Origin of the sequence: Crocosphaera watsonii WH 8501 (genome assembly GCF_000167195.1) — a bacterium.
Taxonomy (GTDB): Bacteria; Cyanobacteriota; Cyanobacteriia; order Cyanobacteriales; family Microcystaceae; genus Crocosphaera; species Crocosphaera watsonii.
The window spans coordinates 1-19,866 of the sequence record NZ_AADV02000064.1; the positions used below are offsets into that span (position 1 = coordinate 1).

Genomic DNA, 19,866 nt, shown 5'->3' on the forward strand with positions numbered 1-19,866 from the left:
CAGTCGACGGGGATCACTTCCTCAAAGAATTGTAAGTTTAACTCAACCGCATATTCGTCCAATAGTGAGGGGAAAAGCAGGAAAACCAATAGAGTTTGGAGCTAAACTCTCAGTAAGCTGTGTAGATAACTATGTGTTTCTAGAAAAAATAAGTTGGGAAAACTTCAATGAATCTTGTCATTTAAAAGAACAAGTAGAAAAGTATAAAGAAACGTTTGGCTATTATCCCGAATCCGTCCATGTAGATAAAATTTATCGAACTAGGGAAAACAGAAATTGGTGTAAGGAAAGAGGGATAAGAATCAGTGGTCCGAAGTTAGGAAGACCTCCGAAAAATGTCAGTGAAGAAGAAAAGAAACAAGCCCACTCCGATGAATGCTTCCGTAATGCTATTGAGGGAAAGTTTGGACAAGCTAAACGAAGATTTAGCCTAAATCTCGTGATGACAAAACTCCCTGAAACCTCCATTACATCTATTGCTATTACATTTTTAGTTGTCAATCTTTGTAAACTTCTGAGGCAGTTTTTGTCGCTTTTTTTGTCCTTATTTACTAATAATAGAACAGGGGAACTCATCAAACCGCCTTTCATTAATTTTGATTATACTTTAAACAATTTTTATGTACTAAAACTTATTGATTTGTCAGAAAATTCTTGGTCAAAAGTGGCATAAATTTTGGAGAAACTTTTTCAGCAAACCCTACTTGTCTGACCAATTCATAGAGCAATTCTGAATTGTCTATAATGTTGTCTAACATTTGTTTTAAAGCTGTTAAAGGACTGTCTAAATTTTTACTAACCCCTGCTTCGTCTGTGCTGATCCAGGTTTGTAAAACTGCTTGTAATGCCCCAGATGAATCTTGTAAATTAATGGCAATAAAAGTATTAATTTCTGTGGTAGCTTGTACTAATTTGGGAACGGGAGATTCCCCTTTTAAAAAGTCCCCTCCTTCTCTACCGATGGCTTCAGCTAAAGAAAATTTACGCCCTGCTAAAATTTCCCGTTGAATTGCCTCATTTTTCCCTTGTTTTTCTTTATCTTCCATAGTGTTCACTGTTACGCTATTATTTCTAAAATAACAAGCTTTAGAAATTAATGGGTAACAAAGGTTAAGTTTCGTTGAATTCTGCTTTATTCCGGTTGAACGATAACCTATGATTGACTCTTAGGGAACAAATTGTTTTGAGATCAGCGCAAGGAGATTGAGTTTAGATGCCACAACAAGATTGGTTGCTTCAAGATGATGGCCAATGTTTATCATTCCCTTCCCCTCGACAGTGGGACTTATTGACTACAACCACGCCCTATCGATTACATCGCTTTTTGACGGAATTGGACGATGTGGTTAACGAGGCAGAGATCACTCAACAAGCTGAAACGGAGTACCTTCCGATTTTACGTCGTTTGATACGGAAGTTGGTGCTGAATGTTTACTGGATCTCTCAAAGTATTCCTACCCCTTCGGCCCAAACAGGAACAGGGTTTAGTTTGCTCTACGATGAACTAGGGTTTCCTTTTACCTTACAAACCGAGATTATGGACCCAGGAACCTACACAACCATTCATAATCATGGTACTTGGGGGGTGGTTGCTACTTTACAAGGACAACAAAAAAATACTTTCTGGGGGCTTTTTCCTACAAGAGAATATCCCCAAAATGTTGAAAAGGTTGGTGAGCAAGTCTTTCAAACAGGGGATATCATTAGTTTCACAACCGAAGCCATTCATTGCGTTGAAGCGATAGGGAATGAACAGACTGTGACTTTGAATCTATATGGTGAGACAAATGCTTTGAAACGGTTTAAGTTTGACCCTGAGACTCACAAAGCCTATCACTTTTAGCTTAAGTGTTTGCTTGACTGGTGAGCTTTTTTAGCGGCCTAACGGGGATATTCCTCTTTGGTTAGGTTGTTGAGTCTATCAATGACTAGGGGGATGGCTATTATACTGAGCTTTAAAACCCAAGGGGCAACGATTAGGGTTATCAAAGAACAGAGTAAAGCGACGCATCCCATAGAAACCTTGACAATATCCTCATTTGAGTTAATACTCAAAAAAGCTGACACTGATGCGATTAGTAGGGTAATTAAAGAAATAATAAGCATTTTTATGTTACAACCTAATGTTGATCGGCAGTTAAAGCGTTCCTTCGGCAACTTATTCACAGCCTACTTCCGTCTCTTAATTGTCTTTGTTTATGGCAATGTAGAGATGAACGATTAAGCTATTTGCACCCTTAATAATACACAATTTTTAACATCAGTGTCAACCACTAGACAAAAGTTTTAAGATTTCAGTGATCACCCTTTTGAGCTAAAATCCCATCTGCGGCTTCGTCATCTCAAAAGAGGGCAAACCTTCCCCATCTATATCTATGTTGTCTGGCATTTGTCTAGCGGGCAAGCCCTGCATCCACAATGCCATAATCAACAAAGCTACCGTCATCAAGACTTCCCAAAAGAAGACGGGAGGACCGGGAGTCGATACTTTCTGAGAAGAAGATGAACTAATAATTTTCCTAGAATCTTCTTTATGACTAATCTTTGGAGAACTCCAAGAAGAGAAATCCTCTTCACTCAGAGAAGTGGTCTTAACAGTTATAATTCTTGACTTTTCGGTTATTCGGTCTTTTTTAGGTTCTTTTAAAGGTGCTGCTGGCTTTTCGGTCTTATAAACCGGTGACTTCTTCAAATTAAGGTTATTTTGTCCGTGATTCATCATTTTTTCCTTGTCAACGGTGATTGTAGATAGCAATGGCCATACGTTCACGGCTTACGATAGGAATCCATGCTATCTTGGGGAGACATCAGTAATTATGTTAAATTTCTCACAACCACTACAGATAAGTGCTAATGTCAGTAATGTTTATTTTTTCTACCCTGTCCTTAAAGACTGGCTATGATATCCACTATATCTAGTATTACCCATATTTCCAAGAGATGACCCAACGGATTGACAATGTTGAGGAAAATCACGCAGACATTGATGGAAAAAAGATGCAGTTATTAGTTGTTTTATCGGTTAAAGATAACCATTTTCTGCCAAAAAAGTTAAATTAACTTCATCTAGGGATTCCTCGGAATGGAATTGTTTTCCCAGTAATTTTGCCACATATTTCCCTAAAATATCTCCTTCAATATTCACCAAATCCCCGTTTTTGAGATAACAAAGGTTGGTTTGACTATAGGTATGGGGAATGACGGCGGCTTTAAACCAAGTTCCCTCAGCATCGCATTCAGCCACAGTTAAGCTAATACCATTAACCGCCACACTCCCTTTAGGGATCACATAAGGTTGAATAAAATTCTCCCACTGTGGCCATCGTGATGAGGGTGCAGTAAAGGTGATTTCCCAGGCTTTATCGGTGGAGATCGCCTCTTGTAAACATCCTAACCCATCCACATGACCGGTAACGAAATGACCCCCTAGTTTACTCCCAACTCGCAAAGAGTGTTCTAGGTTAACATAACTAGCGGTGGCAATTTTTTGGCTTAAAGTGGTTCGTTTTAGGGTTTCTGGGGAAGCTGTGGCCACAAACCCATCTTTGACTATTTCTTCTACGGTTAAACAAACTCCATCAACCGCTACACTGTCCCCAATGGCCAAATCTGATAAAATGGGGGAAGAATCGCCATCGGGAATCGAAAGGGTAAAGCGATCGGATTCGAGGGGACGGATAATACCAAGACCTTGGACTAAACCAGTAAACATTAACTAAGCTTTCCTCAACAACATCTCCCCCGTGTTCTAGACAAACATCTTAATCTAAATTTTGGGGCATACTGTGAGTATAGCTTATTATTTAATATCGAAATAATCGTCTTTTAAAGAGACTCAAGAGGATAAGTCAATGATTGAAATGAAAGTGGCAGGAATAGCCTTGGATGCGGTTACCCGCAGTCCCATTGTTTTGTTAAAAGATGGTTCTGAACGTCGGGCTTTACCCATTTATATTGGACAAGATCAAGCTAAGTCTATTATTGGGGCGATCGAAAATCAAAAACAACCTCGACCCTTGACCCATGATCTAATTGCAAATTTATTTGAAGCTTGGGGTATGTGTTTGGAAAAAATTATCATTCATTCTCTACAAGATAATACTTTTTATGCCATTCTCTCTCTAAAACAAGGCAAAAAGAAAAAGGAAATTGATTGTCGTCCCAGTGATGCTATTGCTATCGCTCTACGCACTAATAGCCCTATTTGGGTTATGGAAGAAGTGATTGCTGATGCTTCTATTCCGGTTGATAGGGAAGCGGATGAAGAGGAACGTCAGGCATTCCGAGATTTTGTGGAAAAGTTAAGTCCTGAAGAATTGATTAAACAGGCAAAAATAGAAAACAATGACGAACAGTAAGAAGAAGTTTAGAGTTGAGAATTTAAAATAACTAACAATGCAATATCGGCGTTTTGGGAAAACAAATTTGAATTTGTCTATTTTTTCTCTGGGAACCATGCGCTGTTTAGCTTCAGAAACGGTTTTTAACGAAACTTTGGAAAGGGCTATTTCTCTGGGGATAAATCATCTAGAAACTGCGAGAGGATATGGAAAAAGTGAAGAGTTTTTGGGTCGTTTTTTACAACAACAAGGATTAGTTGCTCGAGAGAAAATTTATATAACCACAAAGTTGACCCCAAACCCTGATGCTGAAAAAATGAGTCGGTGGATTGATGAATCTTTACAAAAGTTACAGTTAAATTATATCGATTGTCTAGCTATTCATGGTGTCAATACTTGGGAGCATCTGGAATGGATCACAAAGCCCAATGGCTGTTTTTTGCCCCTACAAAGGGCTTTAGATGAAGGTAAGATAAATCACCTCGGTTTCTCAACTCACGGTAGTCTAGAGGTCATTTTAGCCGCCATGGAGACGGGGTTATTTGAGTTTGTTAACCTTCATTATTACTATTTTTGGCGGCGCAATGCCCCGGCGATCGCCTTAGCTTCTCAAAAGGACATGGGCATTTTCATTATTTCTCCTGGGGACAAAGGAGGCTTACTCTACACACCCTCTGCTTTACTCACAGACTTATGTGCGCCTTTTTCACCCCTGGCTTTAACCTATCGCTTCTTGTTGAGCGATGACCGCGTTACAACCTTAAGCACTGGGGCATCGCATCCTAAGGAGTTCAAATCTATTTTATCACTTTTTGAGCAAAATGACAAATTAAGCCCCGAAGAAAGTCAGAAATTAAAGGAACTAGAGGAGCATTTAAACAGGGTTTTAAATACCGATAAATGTAGTCAATGTTATCAATGTTTACCTTGTCCTGAAACCATTAATATCCCTGAAATTTTGCGCTTAAGAAACCTAACTATTGCTTATGATCTGAAAAACTATGGACAATATCGTTATGGAATGTTAGAAAATGCCGGACATTGGTTCCCTGGTAACAAAGGACATCGTTGTACAGAATGTGGTGAATGTTTACCCCGTTGTCCTGAAAATTTAGATATCCCCAAGTTATTAAAAGATGCTCACACTAGATTGAAAGGGACTTCTCGAAGACGCTTATGGGAATGATGGATTAAACTATAAAGAAGGGGCAACAGATTTTATTGTTTAGGACTTTCTTATGTCATCGTCAAGGGATCACTCTAACTCCATATTTATTCAAATAACTCGAAAAACCCCTATCTCTGAAATATTAGAAGGATGGCAATATTGGCTAGACTTAGGCTTAATTTCTGAGGAAGGTGTTCCAGCTAAACTGGTGGGTGGTAATGATTCGTTTCAAATTAATTTTAAAACTACCCTAACCATAACAAATATAATTCAACAATTACGACTTTTAGAAGAGGTAGATTCTTTTAATGAGGACGCAAAAATTACTTTTAGTATTAAAGTTTCTGCATCTAATCCTCTCCTTTTACGAGGTTTAGATCGTTAGGTAAAATTAGGTTTATTAACAGATAAACATATTAAAGATATTGCTAGACAAGATTTGAGTTGTCCTGCTATTATTATTCCTCGTAAAACTGAGACTTTTACTCCTGTTAATACTCCCTCAAAACAATCTTTGCCCATTCCTAAATCTCAAGTACCCAACACTCCTAAAAAACGTCAAAAAATTCCAAGCTCTCCTTCTAAATATCGAGTTGCGATGGTTCGTAAAAAAAGTCGAAGAACACCCAGAGTAGCACAAATTGTTCAATCTTTAATGGCGGAACTAAGTGTTATTTGGTTGCTGTTATTAGGGGTGTTTATGGTAGTAGTTTCTTCGGGGGGAATAGCAGCTACTTGGTGGGAAAAGTCTCCGGCAATTTTGCAATATGGAATCCTTTGGTTATATACGTTAGGGTTTGGTTTTGCTAGTTGGTGGACAGGAAAAAAAGATAATTTACGGTTGACAACCCAAGGGTTGCGTATTGTAACTTTATTATTAGTTCCTATTAACTTTTTGGCCATGGATAGTTTCCCCCTCTGGCATAGTTTTTTAGGATTAGTTGGAATGTTAGTGGGGAGTTTATCTTTAACTATATTAACCGTTAAATTTTTTAAGGATAATAATCAATCTTCTAATAATTCTCTCCCTTTATTAAATCATTTAGGTTTAACGTACTTACACTGGGGATGGACTCTCCCAGGTATTCCTTTAATTGCTACTTATATCGGTGTTATAGGGACAGCAGTTATTACTTTTATTTCTCCTGTAAATAATTCTAGAAATAATCAAAGAATATTGTCATTTAGTTTAACAGAAGGAATTATTATTTATGCGTTAATCATTCTCTTGGTGAGGGCTATATTTCTAGCTCAAGTTGATGTTTTTCAACTAAGTTTAGCCATCGGTTTATGTGGTTGGTTAATGGGTTGGTGATCGCCTCCAAAAACCCCGTGGAAATGGATAGGAAGTTGTTTATTAACTCTAGGATGGTTATTATCTGTTTTTGTTATTCCTAGTCAAGCGATCGCTATTAGTTTATTGGCAATTATTTGGTTAGGAAGACGGTTAAAAAAATATGGCTCAAGACTATATTTTTTTATGATTTTTATAATCGGTGTACAAATTCATTGGTTATTGGTTCGTTCCCCTTTTAGTCAACCTATCTGGAGTAATATTATTGATTTTACTAACACCAGCAATCATACTTTTGTCTTAAGTAGTATTGTTCTTTTTCCTTACTTATTCGTTATCATATTAGGGCGACATTTTTGACTAAATAGAAGCCATTTTAAGTTATATATTTTTAGTGAAAAATTACTTCTCTTATTTGGCTTTATTTTAACAGCAGTTAGCCTGATTAATCCTCTGGTTAGAACTGTTAATTTAACATTATCAACTTTAACATTAGCTTATGAATTGGACTTTGGACAAAAAAGTTTGTTAGCGTATATTTTACGCTAAACTAAAATCCCAAAATATCGGCTCTGTATCAGTCAATAAAATTGGCTGACAAATAGGGCTAATCTATAGATTCTGAGGAAAACTAAGGAGCTTTTAAGTTTTCAGTTGATTTTTTGCTCCCTTTCTTGATAACATCATGACGAGTTCGTGGGGCTTTTTTGTAACCTTTAATACGTCCGGAAGAAAAACCTCGACGTTTGGGAAATTTGGCGAAAGTCCCCAAGGTCGTAATTATTCTTGAAAAGTCTCTTTGAACTAGACTAGGGGTGATTTTGATGGATTTATTAGTCTTCAAATACTGTTCCCAATCACGGGGTAAAACCACAGCTAATTTTCTGGCAGCCCACAAATTTACATAAGAAAGAAGTGTTAGTTTAAACCAATTTTCTTCATGATGTACATCGGGAGTTAAATAAGATGTCATCAATAATCTTTGTTTACCAAATCGAAAAAGATGTTCCATGTCATAACGTTGTCGATAACAGTGATAACAATCAACTAAACTTAACTCATCGCGCCGAGAACCAATAACAATAAGCCACATAGGTTTCCAAATACTATTTCTTTCTTGATCTCTGACAACAATCTGGAGTAAAGTAAAGGGGTGATTGTTCATTTTATAGTTTTTAGTTCCTCTCATTAACATCTGTTTCCATCCCGAAATAGTCACTGTTAATTGACGACCTTTTTTCGTTGTAAAGGGAACATGATGAACTTCATCAGGTTCAGTCCAAGTTTGGTCATCTTTAAGGTCAAATTTATCCCCATACCAACGGGGATGTCCCGAAGTTTTGGCTTGATTTGGGTCCCGAATAAATTGACGATAAAAAACTCGGTCACTTCTAACTCTTGTAATAGTAACTACGTCTTCATGCTTAACTTGTTCCCCAATAAAATCCTTTTGGCTGTAGTCACTATCAGCCACTAAGACAGATAATTTATCAGAAAATAAAGAACTTTGCCAGATTTTTTTTAGTTGTTGATTGCCTTGATTTACTCCTTTATGTTTAGAGGGGACTCGCTCTCCTGATAAGGGGACAGCCCAAGGGACTTTTTCTGTGTCTATTTGGTCAGGTAAAGCGCAGACAACGGAATAACAATGTCCAATATTAATGGGTTTATTTCCCTTAATTGGATTGGGGTAATGAATAAAGGTTTTATCCGCTAACGTTTCGGCAAATGGTCGTGGACAGGGAGTTCTGTCAATACCAAATAAGTTATAATGTTTTGAAGTGGGAGGAATTGTTCTCGATACCGCTGAAAATAAAGTCTCAATTCTCTGTTCATAATTAGGGTCAGTTTGAGTGGGTAAAAACTCTTGAATTCCTCTATATAAACTGTTATAATCTCTTCTAAATAAAGGATTGAGAGACAATTCAACGACTGAGTGAGCTTGTTGGTTACTGGAGAGGGCATCGAGTAATTCTATAATAGTTTCTTTTCTAGCTTTTAGTCCTTGGAAGAGGTTAGACCTCCACACCAGGAATTCCTCGACAGACGTAGCCGTTTCATTTTTGGTCATTTTTAAAATTTATTACCTTATTAATTAGCGGAATATATACGCTAACATCAAAAGAGGTTGTTTATTACAGTTAAGGCTAATGTCATCACATTCCGAACTTAAGACCAGTCAATATGTCCACCTGAGAGCCAAACAAATTAAGAGTCTAATTCGCTCTCTTAAACAGAAAATAAAGAAAATTGAACGGGAAGGGGAAGTAGCACCAGCTAATTGTCATATTATTCGTTATCAGGTTAATGGAAAGGGAACAATCTACTGGTATTATAAACTACAGGCTGCTGAATCAATTTTTCCTATGGCCACTAATAATGAGAAAAAAACCAAATATAAATATTTAGGACGAGCCGGAAGTTCTGCTCATATTGATGCTGTAGAAAAACTCACTAGAAGAAATCTCATTGATGAATTAGAACGAGTCATTCAATCTCTAACTGAAAGCTACTTAGGGTTTGCTGAATAAAAGCAAAACCCTATTCTTTAAAAGGTTACACCCATATTCGCGATCGCAAAAAAGATCAGCTTTGTCGGCTACAAACCGCTATAATTGGTAGAAACACCTCCCAGTTGTTGGTCAAGAACAAATGTATCGAAAAGAGGAGCAACCTTTACCGCCCCCAGAAAAATTTGAATTACCTTTCGAGGGCAAATTGTCCCCCAATAATCGTTGGGTAATCATGGCAGAGTTGATACCTTGGGATGATTTTGAGGAAGAATATGCTAAACTTTTTTCAGCAGAAAAAGGTGCGCCAGCCAAACTATTTAGAATGGCATTAGGGACATTAATTATTAAGGAAAAATTAGGAACAAGTGATAGAAAAACTATAGAACAGATTAGAGAAAATCCCTATCTACAATACTTTATAGGTTTAAATTGTTATCAACAAGAGCCACCACTGGAATCTTCAATGCTAGTTCATTTTAGGAAAAGAATTGATGGAGAATTGATAAACAAAATCAATAAAAAAATAGTAAAAAGAGAAATAGACAAGAGTGATAAAGAAGTAAAAAAAAAGGATTGTCTCCAATAAAAAGGAGAAAAAATAAAAAATAAAGGTAAACTAATTTTAGATGCGACTTGTGCGCCAGCAGACATCAAATACCCAACGGATTTAGGCATATTAAATCAAGCCAGAATTGAGACAGAAATAATAATAGATAATCTTTATAAACCATTAAGAGTAAAATTGAGAAAAAAGCCGAGAACTTCTAGAAAAATTGCTAGAAAGGAATACTTAAAAGTAGCTAAAAAATGAAAAGTATCTTATCAAGAAAGAAGAAAAGCTATCGGGAAACAGTTAAAATACCTTAAGAAAAATTTAGGAAATATAGAAGACTTAATTCAAGCTGGGGCTTCCCAGGAAAATCTGAGTAAAAGACAGAAAAATTGTCTAGAGACTATCAAAAAAGTTTATGAACAACAACAGTCAATGTGGGAGAATAAGACCCAGAGTGTTCCTCAAAGAATTGTAAGTTTAACTCAACCGCATATTCGTCCAATAGTGAGGGGAAAAGCAGGAAAACCAATAGAGTTTGGAGCTAAACTCTCAGTAAGCTGTGTAGATAACTATGTGTTTCTAGACAAAATAAGTTTGGAAAACTTCAATGAATCTTGTCATTTAAAAGAACAAGTAGAAAAGTATAAAGAAACGTTTGGCTATTATCCCGAATCCGTCCATGTAGATAAAATTTATCGAACTAGGGAAAACAGAAATTGGTGTAAGGAAAGAGGGATAAGAATCAGTGGTCCGAAGTTAGGAAGACCTCCGAAAAATGTCAGTGAAGAAGAAAAGAAACAAGCCCACTCCGATGAATGCTTCCGTAATGCTATTGAGGGAAAGTTTGGACAAGCTAAACGAAGATTTAGCCTAAATCTCGTGATGACAAAACTCCCTGAAACCTCCATTACATCTATTGCTATTACATTTTTAGTTGTCAATCTTTCTAAACTTCTGAGGCAGTTTTTGTCGCTTTTTTTGTCCTTATTTACTAATAATAGAACAGGGGAACTCATCAAACCGCTTTTCATTAATTTTGATTATACTTTAAACAATTTTTTATGTACTAAAACTTATTGATTTGTCAGAAAATTCTTGGTCAAAAGTGGCATAAATTTTGGAGAAACTTTTTCAGCAAACCCTACTTAGATATCTATATTGGAACCGAAACTGAATGAAGCTATTTAATATTTAAAATCCCCTAAAAAGATGGAAAGAGAGTTTTTAAAACCACCTTAATTCTCTATTTTAGCTCTGGAGACATGTTTAGCGTAAAATTTACGCTAACAATTGTTTTTTATCCAAAGTTCAAAGGTTTGGGGGCAAAAAGTAAAGCAACATTAATTAAGTTGCCAATACTGGTAATTTTGTTGCTTATTTTCAACAGCTATTGCAGCTAAATAATTATTTTCAGGTGTTAGATAAACTAGATTATAGTTATTTGGATTTGACTCTGGTAGTCTAATAAATTTTCTCGGTTCATGGGGAGATATTTCTACTTTTTCTAATCCTCCGCTTATTCCTTTACCAATGGCTTTTAAATACGCTTCTTTACCTGTCCAAAGTTGAAAAAACTCTCTATCTTGTTCTGCGGATGGTAATTTGCTAATTTGTTCAAATTCTTTCTGAGAAAAAAAACGTTTAGCTAAATTTTCCGCCTCTGCCATAGGGCGCATATATTCTATATCAACTCCAATCAAATTGTGACAAGTTATCCCATAAATTGCTATATTTTCTGAATGAGATACATTAAATTGTAAATTGATTTTATTGATGTTATCTAAGAGTTGTGGTTTCCCATAAGCATTATATTGAAAGTCTATTTTTTGGGGTGAAATCCATAAGTAAAGACTTAAAATTCGTCTTAAGCTACTCCTAGCTATAGTAAATCTTTGTTGATGTTTTTCAAAACGAAATCTTTGGGCTTTAATTTTTTCTTCTTCGTTTAAAATATCGAAACTTTCTTTAAAATCGATGGCTGATTGTTCTAGATGTGTTTTCCAGATATGAATTTCTGTGGCGTTAATTGTTAGATTTTTAGGAGGATATTTCCAGGTTATATTCATAATTTGATATTTCTTATACCATGTTAACATAAAGTTGATAACTAAGGTCAACCAATGGCTAAATTAAAGCGAAAAGTAGTCCCTTGATCAACTTCGCTTTCGACTTCAATTTTTCCTCCTTGTAATTCTACCAAACGACGGGTAATAGCTAGTCCAATACCAGTTCCTCCAGAATACCGTGAACGGGACTTATCGGCGCGCCAAAATCTTTCAAATACATAGGGTAAATCTTCTGGTTTAATTCCTATCCCTGTATCAATAATTTCCACCCAAACTTGTTTATTTTCTGACCATGCTTTAATAGTAATAGTTCCTTTTTCTGTATAACGAATAGCGTTACCAATTAAATTAACTAATATCTGTTCTGTGCGATCGCTATCTGCTAAAACTGGGGGTAATTCTTGGATACATTCTAATTTAATAGTTGGTCCATAATCCATAATCTGATCTGCAAATCTTTCTACTAAAGAAGTTAGTAAAGGAAGAATATTTATGGGATATAAACTAATAGAAAGATAACCTGCTTCTGCTTTAGAAAGTTCTTGGAGATCATGAATTAATCTCTCTAGTCTTCTGGTTTCTTTGACTAAGTTTAAATATAGTTCGGGAGAACCTTCTATCGAACCGTTAGCTAGTTCTTCTAAATACCCTCTCATAATAGTTAAAGGAGTGCGTAATTCATGGGTCATATCACTAATTAATTCTCGTCTTCTTGTCTCTACATCTTGTAAACTACTGGCCATAATATTGAAGCTTTTTCCTAATTGATTCCATTCAGGGATATCACTATCCGGCATTCTTTCTTCTAGATATCCTTGCCCTAATTTTTGGGTAATTTCTTTCATTTGATTGAGGGGTTTCATAGTACGACGAGAGACAATATAACTAACACCTCCAGCAGCACTAACTCCGAAAATAACAGACCAAAATGCACTATTATTCCAGGCGGTTTCAAACCCTCTTACTAAATATGTTCTAGCAGAACGAACGGTGAAAAATCCTTGTTGTTCTAACTTTTCTAAGCGAACAACAAACATTCTAGGGGAGGAAACTTTGGCAATACTAATAAAACTTCCTAAACCGACAAACATCACTAATAAATGGGATAAAAACAACCGAGTTCCTAGACTTAATCTTGACATTTTTTTACTCAATTTACTTTGATTCAACATTGTAAAGACTGACTAATTTAGCAATAACAACTGCTGGATAAATTTGTCCAACTAATGCCTCTGCATTGGTTAAAATCATAGCAAAGGCATTATTTGGAGTAATATCACCATAACCTAATGTTGTTAATGTAGTAAAGCTAAAATAAAGTAGGGATGAATGACTCACTCCTTCAGGAATAGATAAAGCGTTGGAGTCAAAAAACATAATAACTTGGTAGAAGAAAAACCATAAAATACCCAATAACAAATAGATACATATACCCCCACGTATTACATCTAAATTAACTTTTTTTTCGTTATAAATTCTGGAACTAATAGCCATGATTACTATTAAAAGGAAAATACTATAAAGACTGTGAGAGATGAAAGAACTTACCTCGGTTAAATAATCAGCGTTAGGGAAAACAATAACATCAGCAATAAAGCCAAATGCTGCCAAAAATCTCAAGGATAAAATTATTCTTTTAGGTAAAGCTAAGGTATTTAAACCCAATAATAAAGTAATCAGAAAAACCAGACTTACCAATAAAGTAAGGTTACGTTTAAAAGAAGCAAAAGGAACCAAGAAAAAAACGATTACTAGATCAACAAATAATCTACTGTAACCAGTGGTTAAAGAATAGAGTTTTGGGGATGGTTTGATTGTTGTCATAGTGAAATTATAGATAATTTAATTCATAAAAAACAAAGATTATTTATGTTCATAAAGACTAACTAATTTAGCAATAACAACTGCTGGATAAATTTGTCCCACTAAAGCTTCTGCATTAGCAAAGGTCATGGCAAAAGCATTTTTAGGAAGAATATCACCATAACCCAATGTTGTCAAAGTCGTGAAACTAAAATAAAATAGAGAATCTTTACTAATATTTTCAGGAAAAGAGAAAGCACTAACATCAAAAAATATTATTATTTTATACAAGAAAAACCAAAGAAGACCTAACAGTAAATAAATACAAACTCCACCACGAACCACATTTAAGTTAACTTCTTTTTCATGAGATATTCTCGAACCGATGGCTAGAATTACTAAAATATAGAAAATGCCATAAAAAGAATAAGACATCAAAGAACTCAAGTCGGTTAAATATTGAGAATTAGGAAAAATAATAATATCAGAAATAAATCCTAAAGTAGCAAAAAATCGGAATAAAAAAAGAACTCTTTTTGGAAAAGCTAAGGTATTTAAACCAAGAAGTAGAGTCACCAGGAAACAAAAACTAACTATTAGACTCAGGGAACGATGAATAGAAGCAAAAGGAATCAATAAAAACAGTACAATCAAGTCAATAAATAAATATTTATAGCCATTAGTGGGGGAATAAATTCGAGAAGTTGTGTTCATGATGACAAGAGATGAAATAGAGACAACCTTTGGCTAAATGATAACCTTGAATGACAAGAGGATAAATCTTTTGAAACAAATTATTGAATTTAGGTATCTTTTAGAAAAATATTTGTTAAACTAATCGGGATTACATCTCAAATCATAACAAACTCATATTTTCCGCCTATCTCTTTCTGATCCAGGATCATGTTACTGTCTCTATCAAACGCCTTTATAAAAAGACCGGTTTTAAGTACGGTTTGTACCATTGTCATCATTCTCTTGGGAACTATATCTATGGCGGTTTTGCCCCTGGATAAGTTACCAGAGATCGCCCCGAAAAAAGTAGCTGTAACGGCTAACTATATCGGTGCCGATGCTAAAACCACAGAAGACAACGTTACCACCGTATTAGAACGAGAAATCAACGGAACCGAACAAGTACGCTGGATCGACTCCTTTACCGATAATACTGGAAACGTTACTGTTAACGTCACTTTCCCCACAGAAACCGATCGCAACACAGCACAGGTTTTAGTCCAAAACCAAGTTTCTCAAGCAGCCTCCGACTTACCTCAAGTAGTAAACCAGGCCGGGGTAAGAACCAATAAACAATCTCCCAGTATTACTTTAATTTACGCCTTTTACTCAGAAAAAGGACCCGACGGGGAATATCTCTACGATAAAACTTTTTTATATAACTACGTCGATCGCTACATCTGGAACGAGATGAAAGGGTTGCCTGGTGTGGGTTCAGTAAGTTTATTTGGGGGGGCAAAATATGCCATGAGAATATGGCTGAACCCCGATAAACTGGCTGCTAGGGGACTAACGGCCATAGATGTGATCAATGTCATCAACGAACAAAACTTTGATACTGGTGTGGGGAGAATAGGACAACAACCCGCCCCCCCTGGACAACAGTTTGAAATACCTTTGCGGGCCCAGGGACGGTTTAGAGACGTTACCGAAGCTGAAGAAATGGTGGTCAAAGTGGGAGAAGATGGTACTTTGATCCGCATTAAAGATGTGGGCCGGGCCGAGTTAGGGATGGAAAACTATGACACCTTGGTAGATGTAAACGGCAACCCTGGTGTAGCTTTTTTGATGTATCAGTTACCAGGTAGTAACGCCCTGGAAACCGCAGAAGCAGCTAAGGCCAAAATGGCGGAGTTAGAACCCAGTTTTCCCCCAGGTTTGAAAGTAGTTATCGGCTTGGATAACACTTTATTCGTTAACGCTTCTATTGAAGATTTAACAGTTACCCTCTTACAAGCGATCGCCTTAGTTGTCTTGGTGATCTTCGTCTTCCTGCAAGACTGGCGAACCACGGTGATTCCCGGTATTGCTATTCCTGTGGCGTTAGTAGGGGCGATGATCGGTTTAAACGCCTTTGGCTTCACCCTCAACCAGTTAAGTCTCTTCGCCTGTGTGTTAGCTACTGGGTTAGTGGTGGACGATGGGATCGTTATTGTAGAATCAGTTTCTAGTAAGTTAGCCCAGGGAATGCGCCCCACACAAGCAGCAATGGACTCCATGGACGAACTATTTGGGGCAACTATTGCCACATCGGTGGTATTAATGGCGGTATTTATTCCCGTGTGTTTCTTCCCAGGAACCACAGGGATCGTTTATCGGCAGTTTGCTTTAACGATTATTTTTGCGGTTCTATTTTCCACCTTCAACGCCTTAACCTTTTCCCCAACTATGTCGGCCATTTTATTGGGCCCACCGGAAGAACAACATGGACCACTGGCCGTATTTTTCAACGCCTTTAACCGGGTTTTCAACGTCATTCAAGAGGGATATCGTCGTTTTGTTAATTTCCTCACCCATATCAGAATTATTGTTATGGCCTTGTTTGTGGCCGGGTTAATAGCCACCGGTTGGATGTACACAACCATGCCATCTGGTTTTATTCCAGCAGAGGATCAAGGTTACTTTTTCGGTATTACCGAAGCCCCCCCAGGAGTCTCTCTCAACTATACCAACGCCATCGATCAACAAACCACGAAAATTATTCAAAATATGCCCAACGCCGATCAAGTGTTGGACCACGTGGTAAACCTGACAGGGTTCTCTTTTGAAGGAAGAAACGCCAATAAGTCTATTACCTTCATCAAGCTTAAACCCTGGGAAGAAAGGCCAGGACCACAAAAATCAGCCTTTGGTATTATTCAATATCTCAACAGAGCCTTTGCTCAAGAAGTCACCGGGGCAAGGGTGATCGCCTCTAATGCACCGGCCGTTGACGGTTTGAGTAACTTTGCTGGTTCAGAAATGTTTATCCAGGATCGTCAGTTGAAAGGGATGCCCGTCTTAATCGATAATGTTAGGAAGATGATGGCAGCGGCCAACCAACGAGAAGAGATCGGTTTCGTCTTTACTACCTTTACCTTCGACAGTCCTTTGACCACAATGGAAATAGATCGGGCTAAGGCCAAGGCCCAAGATGTTCCCGTTGACGACGTTTTAAGGACATTGCAAACCTATATTGGCTCTAACTATGTTAATCAATTTGTGTTTGAAGGTCGTCTCTATCGGGTTTATGCCCAAGCAGAAGCCGAAGATCGGGCCAACCCTCAAGATATTGGTGAGTTGTATGTGCGATCGCGTAATGGGGCAATGATACAACTGAGTAACATCGTCACAAAAACCTCTATCACCTACCCCCCAATTCTCACCCGTTACAAAACCTATCCTGCTGTTAAGTTAATTATTTCGCCGGCACCTGGGTATAGTTCCGGTCAGGTGATCTCAACTATGGAACAGGTGGCTAATGAGACGCTACAGCCTGGTTTTGGTTACGAATGGACCAATACAGCAGCCGAGGAAAAAAGTTCGGCAGGGGCAGCCCCCGTGGTGTTTGGCTTAGCTTTTGTCATGGTATTCCTGGTATTAGCAGCGCAATACGAAAGCTATATTGACCCCCTAATCATCCTCTTAACGGTTCCATTAGCTATATTAGGGGCGTTGGGGATGATTTGGTTACGGGTGACATTTGTGCAAACGGCACCCTTTAACCCTGGTAACGGTATCTGGCCGGTGTTAAACAATAATATGTATGCCCAGGTAGCGTTAGTTATGTTAATTGGGTTAGCGGCGAAAAATGCGATTTTGATCGTAGAATTCGCCAACCAGTCCCGTGATCTCGGCATGACTATCACCAAAGCTGCCATTAACGCTGCTGAACAACGGTTACGCCCCATTTTAATGACGGCAGTTTCCTCCCTGGTAGGGTTTGCCCCCTTATTAAGTGCTTCCAGTGTGGGGGCGGTTAGTCGTTGGTCTTTGGGAACGGCTATTTTTGGAGGTTTAGCCCTAGCAACGGTGTTGAGTTTGGTGTTGGTTCCTGTTCTCTATATTGTTGTCAAGAACTTTGAAAAATATGTCTTGGGAGGTGGGGATAACGGAACCCCTCCTGGAGATCCTGGAAATGGTCATGGAAACGGCAATAAACCCTCTCCCACTGCACCGGAAGAAGAAAAAACCCCCGTTTTTCAAACCTCTCCTCAAGGGGAATAGTTGAGAGATGGGGGGACGGGGGGACGGGGGGACTGGGAGACTGGGAGACTGGGGGACGGGGGGACTGGGAGACTGGGAGATGGGGAGACGGGGAGATGGGGAGACGGGGAGTGTGGGATCGATCCCTCGTTAAAAAAATCATAACTCCGAACCCCGAACTCCTAACTCCTAACTCCTAACTCTTCTAAACTCTAACGTTTATGTTTGTCCAGATACTTATTTAAAATGGAGTAAATAAAATGTTTAAAAAATGGACTTTTAATGATTGGATGAATCACATTCTTTTTGTCGGGACAATTATCTTATTAATTTACTCTTTTCTATAAACAAGGAGACGAAAATCATGAACCCTAGAAAAGTTATTTTTGCTGGTATTATCACAGCTTTGATCGGTGCTATGTTTGGATTAGCTGTTACGAGAATAGCACAGCGGCCACAACGTAGAAAAATTATGTTGGTAACAGGTGCAACTTTGGGCTTTGTTATTGGTGCATTTCAAGAGTCTGTTCAACAACAAAAGAAAATTAGAGATGATGACTATGGTGATATTAACTCTTGGAAATGATTCAACCTACCCCTAACCCTACCCACCCCTAACCCCTCCCAGGAGGGGAACATGAGAAGAAATTAGAAGTTTAATTTGTAGTTAATGTCCATTCACTATAACTACTAGATGAGTTATACTATGAATCAGTTAGTCAAATCATTAATGAAGATTAATTCTTAGCGATGGAAGAAAATACAACAAATCAAAATGCTTCTCTTCTTGTATCTAAAGAAAAAGCATCACAGATGATTCAATGTCAGATTGATAAAGAAAGAGATATGATAGAGCCAATTCCCCGCTTTCTATCAGAGCAAGAATTGGAAAAACATAGAGATCAATATTCTAAATGGTCAGATGTTAATACTGAACTTTTAAAGAGAATTTTTGATAATTATTTTTACGCTAATGAATATAATCAAGGTGATGTTTTATTTGGTTTTGCGAGGATGCCGACTCTATGGGATAAATATAATGATCTTCAAAATTATATCAAAAAAGAAATTAATAAGCTTGAATCAATTCACGATCGCCTTGAGTTAATTCCTCAATCACCAACCTTATCAACTAATTCAAATACTACGAATAAATTACAATCAGGAAAAGACATTTTTATTGTTCATGGACATGACAATGAAGCTAAACGCGAAGTTGATGTCTTTCTTAGAAAACTAGATTTTAATCCGATCATTCTACATGAACAAACCAATGAAGGTAAGACAATCATAGAAAAGTTTGAAAACTATAGTGATGTTAGCTTTGCCATAATTTTATTAACCCCTGATGATGAGGGAAGAGTTCGCAATAAAGATGAAGAACTTAAACCAAGGGCGCGTCAAAATGTTATTTTAGAATTAGGCTATTTTATGGGGAAACTGGGCAGAGATAAAGTATGCGCTTTGTATAAAGAGAAAGTAGAAATTCCTTCAGATTATTCAGGTATTCTCTACACAAAAATGGATAATGATAGTGGATGGCACATGAAAATTGCTAGGGAAATAAAAAAAAGTGGATTAGATGTTGATTTGAATAAACTTTATTAAATTACACGGAATTTGATAGTAAATTTCAAAACAGTATAGTCTAGGGTTTAGTAATTTTCTATTCTACATACTCTTTACGTAAGGTTTTTCATTAGTTAAAATTGCCTCTGATATGTCAACAGTTGTAAAAGCAACAGCATCTTGATGATCTTTATCTCTTAAAATACTTTCAAGGGTGCTAGGTCTCACGGGGTGACAAGTAGGTTGAAAAGTAAGTCCAGAGCGGTTTTTCTCTGTTACCCGACCCTAAACAATTGTCGGCAACCAGAGAGCTTATTGAGAATGAACGATAATGATAATCATTTGCAAATGGGGGGGGAA

At 37.3% G+C, this 19,866-nt stretch carries 18 protein-coding genes, 2 pseudogenes and 1 riboswitch; of the genes and pseudogenes, 11 read left to right on the forward strand and 9 right to left on the reverse strand.

Annotation, left to right across the window (positions count from 1 at the left end; translation table 11 throughout):
• Nucleotides 1-673: pseudogene (locus CWATDRAFT_RS19910) on the forward strand (IS5-like element ISCwa2 family transposase); the annotation flags it as partial.
• On the opposite strand, the gene CWATDRAFT_RS19915 reads toward CWATDRAFT_RS19910, so the two are convergent.
• Entirely contained in the window at nt 633-1,046 is a 414-nt protein-coding gene (locus tag CWATDRAFT_RS19915) for a hypothetical protein (protein WP_007306728.1), read from the reverse strand. The pseudogene CWATDRAFT_RS19910 and the gene CWATDRAFT_RS19915 overlap by 41 nt on opposite strands.
• Nucleotides 1,047-1,213: 167 nt before the next feature.
• On the opposite strand from CWATDRAFT_RS19915, the gene CWATDRAFT_RS19920 reads away from it, so the two are divergent.
• Nucleotides 1,214-1,843: a cysteine dioxygenase family protein gene (locus CWATDRAFT_RS19920; RefSeq protein WP_007306729.1), complete on the forward strand. Its 630-nt coding sequence runs from the start codon at nt 1,214-1,216 to the stop codon at nt 1,841-1,843.
• Nucleotides 1,844-1,881: 38 nt separating this feature from the next.
• On the opposite strand, the gene CWATDRAFT_RS41105 is transcribed toward CWATDRAFT_RS19920, so the two are convergent.
• The 3 genes from CWATDRAFT_RS41105 to CWATDRAFT_RS19935 form a co-directional block, all read right to left on the reverse strand.
• Nucleotides 1,882-2,106, reverse strand: a complete 225-nt coding sequence (locus tag CWATDRAFT_RS41105) for a hypothetical protein (protein ID WP_007310537.1) — start codon at nt 2,104-2,106, stop codon at nt 1,882-1,884.
• Nucleotides 2,107-2,139: 33 nt separating this feature from the next.
• A riboswitch (Glutamine riboswitch) is annotated at nt 2,140-2,221 on the reverse strand.
• A 93-nt stretch (nt 2,222-2,314) separates the two neighbouring features.
• On the reverse strand, nt 2,315-2,722 hold the full coding sequence (locus CWATDRAFT_RS19930) for a hypothetical protein (protein ID WP_007306730.1): 408 nt from the start codon (nt 2,720-2,722) through the stop codon (nt 2,315-2,317).
• Between the two features lie 300 nt (nt 2,723-3,022).
• Nucleotides 3,023-3,712, reverse strand: a complete 690-nt coding sequence (locus CWATDRAFT_RS19935; RefSeq protein ID WP_007306731.1) for a riboflavin synthase — start codon at nt 3,710-3,712, stop codon at nt 3,023-3,025.
• A 139-nt stretch (nt 3,713-3,851) separates the two neighbouring features.
• On the opposite strand from CWATDRAFT_RS19935, the gene CWATDRAFT_RS19940 reads away from it, so the two are divergent.
• From CWATDRAFT_RS19940 to CWATDRAFT_RS40150, 4 genes are read left to right on the forward strand one after another with little or no spacing between them, the layout of a single operon-like run.
• Entirely contained in the window at nt 3,852-4,358 is a 507-nt protein-coding gene (locus CWATDRAFT_RS19940) for a bifunctional nuclease family protein (RefSeq protein WP_007306732.1), read from the forward strand.
• 37 nt (nt 4,359-4,395) lie between these two features.
• Nucleotides 4,396-5,526, forward strand: coding sequence for an aldo/keto reductase (locus tag CWATDRAFT_RS19945; RefSeq protein ID WP_007306733.1), 1,131 nt, complete (start codon nt 4,396-4,398; stop codon nt 5,524-5,526).
• A gap of 52 nt (nt 5,527-5,578) precedes the next feature.
• Nucleotides 5,579-5,893: a hypothetical protein gene (locus CWATDRAFT_RS40145; RefSeq protein WP_007306734.1), complete on the forward strand. Its 315-nt coding sequence runs from the start codon at nt 5,579-5,581 to the stop codon at nt 5,891-5,893.
• 54 nt (nt 5,894-5,947) lie between these two features.
• Nucleotides 5,948-6,823, forward strand: coding sequence for a hypothetical protein (locus CWATDRAFT_RS40150; protein ID WP_007306735.1), 876 nt, complete (start codon nt 5,948-5,950; stop codon nt 6,821-6,823).
• Nucleotides 6,824-7,433: 610 nt separating this feature from the next.
• Here CWATDRAFT_RS40150 and CWATDRAFT_RS19955 read toward each other — a convergent pair.
• On the reverse strand, nt 7,434-8,873 hold the full coding sequence (locus tag CWATDRAFT_RS19955; RefSeq protein WP_007306736.1) for an NF041680 family putative transposase: 1,440 nt from the start codon (nt 8,871-8,873) through the stop codon (nt 7,434-7,436).
• A gap of 79 nt (nt 8,874-8,952) precedes the next feature.
• Between CWATDRAFT_RS19955 and CWATDRAFT_RS19960 the strand changes: the two genes are divergently transcribed.
• Together CWATDRAFT_RS19960 and CWATDRAFT_RS36085 are read left to right on the forward strand one after the other, a co-directional pair.
• Entirely contained in the window at nt 8,953-9,333 is a 381-nt protein-coding gene (locus CWATDRAFT_RS19960) for a hypothetical protein (protein ID WP_007306737.1), read from the forward strand.
• 121 nt (nt 9,334-9,454) lie between these two features.
• Nucleotides 9,455-10,982: pseudogene (locus CWATDRAFT_RS36085) on the forward strand (IS5-like element ISCwa2 family transposase).
• 226 nt (nt 10,983-11,208) lie between these two features.
• Here the strand turns inward: CWATDRAFT_RS36085 and CWATDRAFT_RS19975 are convergent.
• From CWATDRAFT_RS19975 to CWATDRAFT_RS19990, 4 genes are read right to left on the reverse strand one after another with little or no spacing between them, the layout of a single operon-like run.
• Nucleotides 11,209-11,985, reverse strand: a complete 777-nt coding sequence (locus CWATDRAFT_RS19975) for a 4'-phosphopantetheinyl transferase family protein (RefSeq protein WP_232287147.1) — start codon at nt 11,983-11,985, stop codon at nt 11,209-11,211.
• Nucleotides 11,982-13,076: a sensor histidine kinase gene (locus tag CWATDRAFT_RS19980; RefSeq protein WP_042711964.1), complete on the reverse strand. Its 1,095-nt coding sequence runs from the start codon at nt 13,074-13,076 to the stop codon at nt 11,982-11,984. The genes CWATDRAFT_RS19975 and CWATDRAFT_RS19980 overlap by 4 nt, the downstream gene beginning before the upstream one ends.
• 13 nt (nt 13,077-13,089) lie before the next feature.
• Entirely contained in the window at nt 13,090-13,758 is a 669-nt protein-coding gene (locus CWATDRAFT_RS19985; protein WP_007306742.1) for a potassium channel family protein, read from the reverse strand.
• 39 nt (nt 13,759-13,797) lie between these two features.
• The gene (locus CWATDRAFT_RS19990; protein WP_007306743.1) at nt 13,798-14,451 is read right to left on the reverse strand and encodes a potassium channel family protein; all 654 of its coding nucleotides are present in this window, start codon (nt 14,449-14,451) and stop codon (nt 13,798-13,800) included.
• 189 nt (nt 14,452-14,640) lie between these two features.
• On the opposite strand from CWATDRAFT_RS19990, the gene CWATDRAFT_RS19995 reads away from it, so the two are divergent.
• The 3 genes from CWATDRAFT_RS19995 (at nt 14,641) to CWATDRAFT_RS20010 (ending at nt 19,545) form a co-directional block, all read left to right on the forward strand.
• On the forward strand, nt 14,641-17,958 hold the full coding sequence (locus tag CWATDRAFT_RS19995; RefSeq protein WP_007306744.1) for an efflux RND transporter permease subunit: 3,318 nt from the start codon (nt 14,641-14,643) through the stop codon (nt 17,956-17,958).
• Between the two features lie 343 nt (nt 17,959-18,301).
• Complete coding sequence (locus tag CWATDRAFT_RS20005; protein ID WP_007311843.1) at nt 18,302-18,523, forward strand: hypothetical protein; 222 nt, start codon at nt 18,302-18,304, stop codon at nt 18,521-18,523.
• Between the two features lie 164 nt (nt 18,524-18,687).
• On the forward strand, nt 18,688-19,545 hold the full coding sequence (locus CWATDRAFT_RS20010; RefSeq protein WP_007306745.1) for a TIR domain-containing protein: 858 nt from the start codon (nt 18,688-18,690) through the stop codon (nt 19,543-19,545).
• Nucleotides 19,546-19,866: the final 321 nt, after the last annotated feature.

What these genes read in the sequence shown, in the direction of transcription:
- CWATDRAFT_RS19915 (WP_007306728.1), bottom strand. Translation starts at nt 1,046, where the DNA reads ATGGAAGATAAAGAAAAACAAGGGAAAAATGAGGCAATTCAACGGGAA.
- CWATDRAFT_RS19920 (WP_007306729.1), top strand. Translation starts at nt 1,214, where the DNA reads ATGCCACAACAAGATTGGTTGCTTCAAGATGATGGCCAATGTTTATCA.
- CWATDRAFT_RS41105 (WP_007310537.1), bottom strand. Translation starts at nt 2,106, where the DNA reads ATGCTTATTATTTCTTTAATTACCCTACTAATCGCATCAGTGTCAGCT.
- CWATDRAFT_RS19930 (WP_007306730.1), bottom strand. Translation starts at nt 2,722, where the DNA reads ATGATGAATCACGGACAAAATAACCTTAATTTGAAGAAGTCACCGGTT.
- CWATDRAFT_RS19935 (WP_007306731.1), bottom strand. Translation starts at nt 3,712, where the DNA reads ATGTTTACTGGTTTAGTCCAAGGTCTTGGTATTATCCGTCCCCTCGAA.
- CWATDRAFT_RS19940 (WP_007306732.1), top strand. Translation starts at nt 3,852, where the DNA reads ATGATTGAAATGAAAGTGGCAGGAATAGCCTTGGATGCGGTTACCCGC.
- CWATDRAFT_RS19945 (WP_007306733.1), top strand. Translation starts at nt 4,396, where the DNA reads ATGCAATATCGGCGTTTTGGGAAAACAAATTTGAATTTGTCTATTTTT.
- CWATDRAFT_RS40145 (WP_007306734.1), top strand. Translation starts at nt 5,579, where the DNA reads ATGTCATCGTCAAGGGATCACTCTAACTCCATATTTATTCAAATAACT.
- CWATDRAFT_RS19955 (WP_007306736.1), bottom strand. Translation starts at nt 8,873, where the DNA reads ATGACCAAAAATGAAACGGCTACGTCTGTCGAGGAATTCCTGGTGTGG.
- CWATDRAFT_RS19960 (WP_007306737.1), top strand. Translation starts at nt 8,953, where the DNA reads ATGTCATCACATTCCGAACTTAAGACCAGTCAATATGTCCACCTGAGA.
- CWATDRAFT_RS19980 (WP_042711964.1), bottom strand. Translation starts at nt 13,076, where the DNA reads ATGTCAAGATTAAGTCTAGGAACTCGGTTGTTTTTATCCCATTTATTA.
- CWATDRAFT_RS19985 (WP_007306742.1), bottom strand. Translation starts at nt 13,758, where the DNA reads ATGACAACAATCAAACCATCCCCAAAACTCTATTCTTTAACCACTGGT.
- CWATDRAFT_RS19990 (WP_007306743.1), bottom strand. Translation starts at nt 14,451, where the DNA reads ATGAACACAACTTCTCGAATTTATTCCCCCACTAATGGCTATAAATAT.
- CWATDRAFT_RS19995 (WP_007306744.1), top strand. Translation starts at nt 14,641, where the DNA reads ATGTTACTGTCTCTATCAAACGCCTTTATAAAAAGACCGGTTTTAAGT.
- CWATDRAFT_RS20005 (WP_007311843.1), top strand. Translation starts at nt 18,302, where the DNA reads ATGAACCCTAGAAAAGTTATTTTTGCTGGTATTATCACAGCTTTGATC.
- CWATDRAFT_RS20010 (WP_007306745.1), top strand. Translation starts at nt 18,688, where the DNA reads ATGGAAGAAAATACAACAAATCAAAATGCTTCTCTTCTTGTATCTAAA.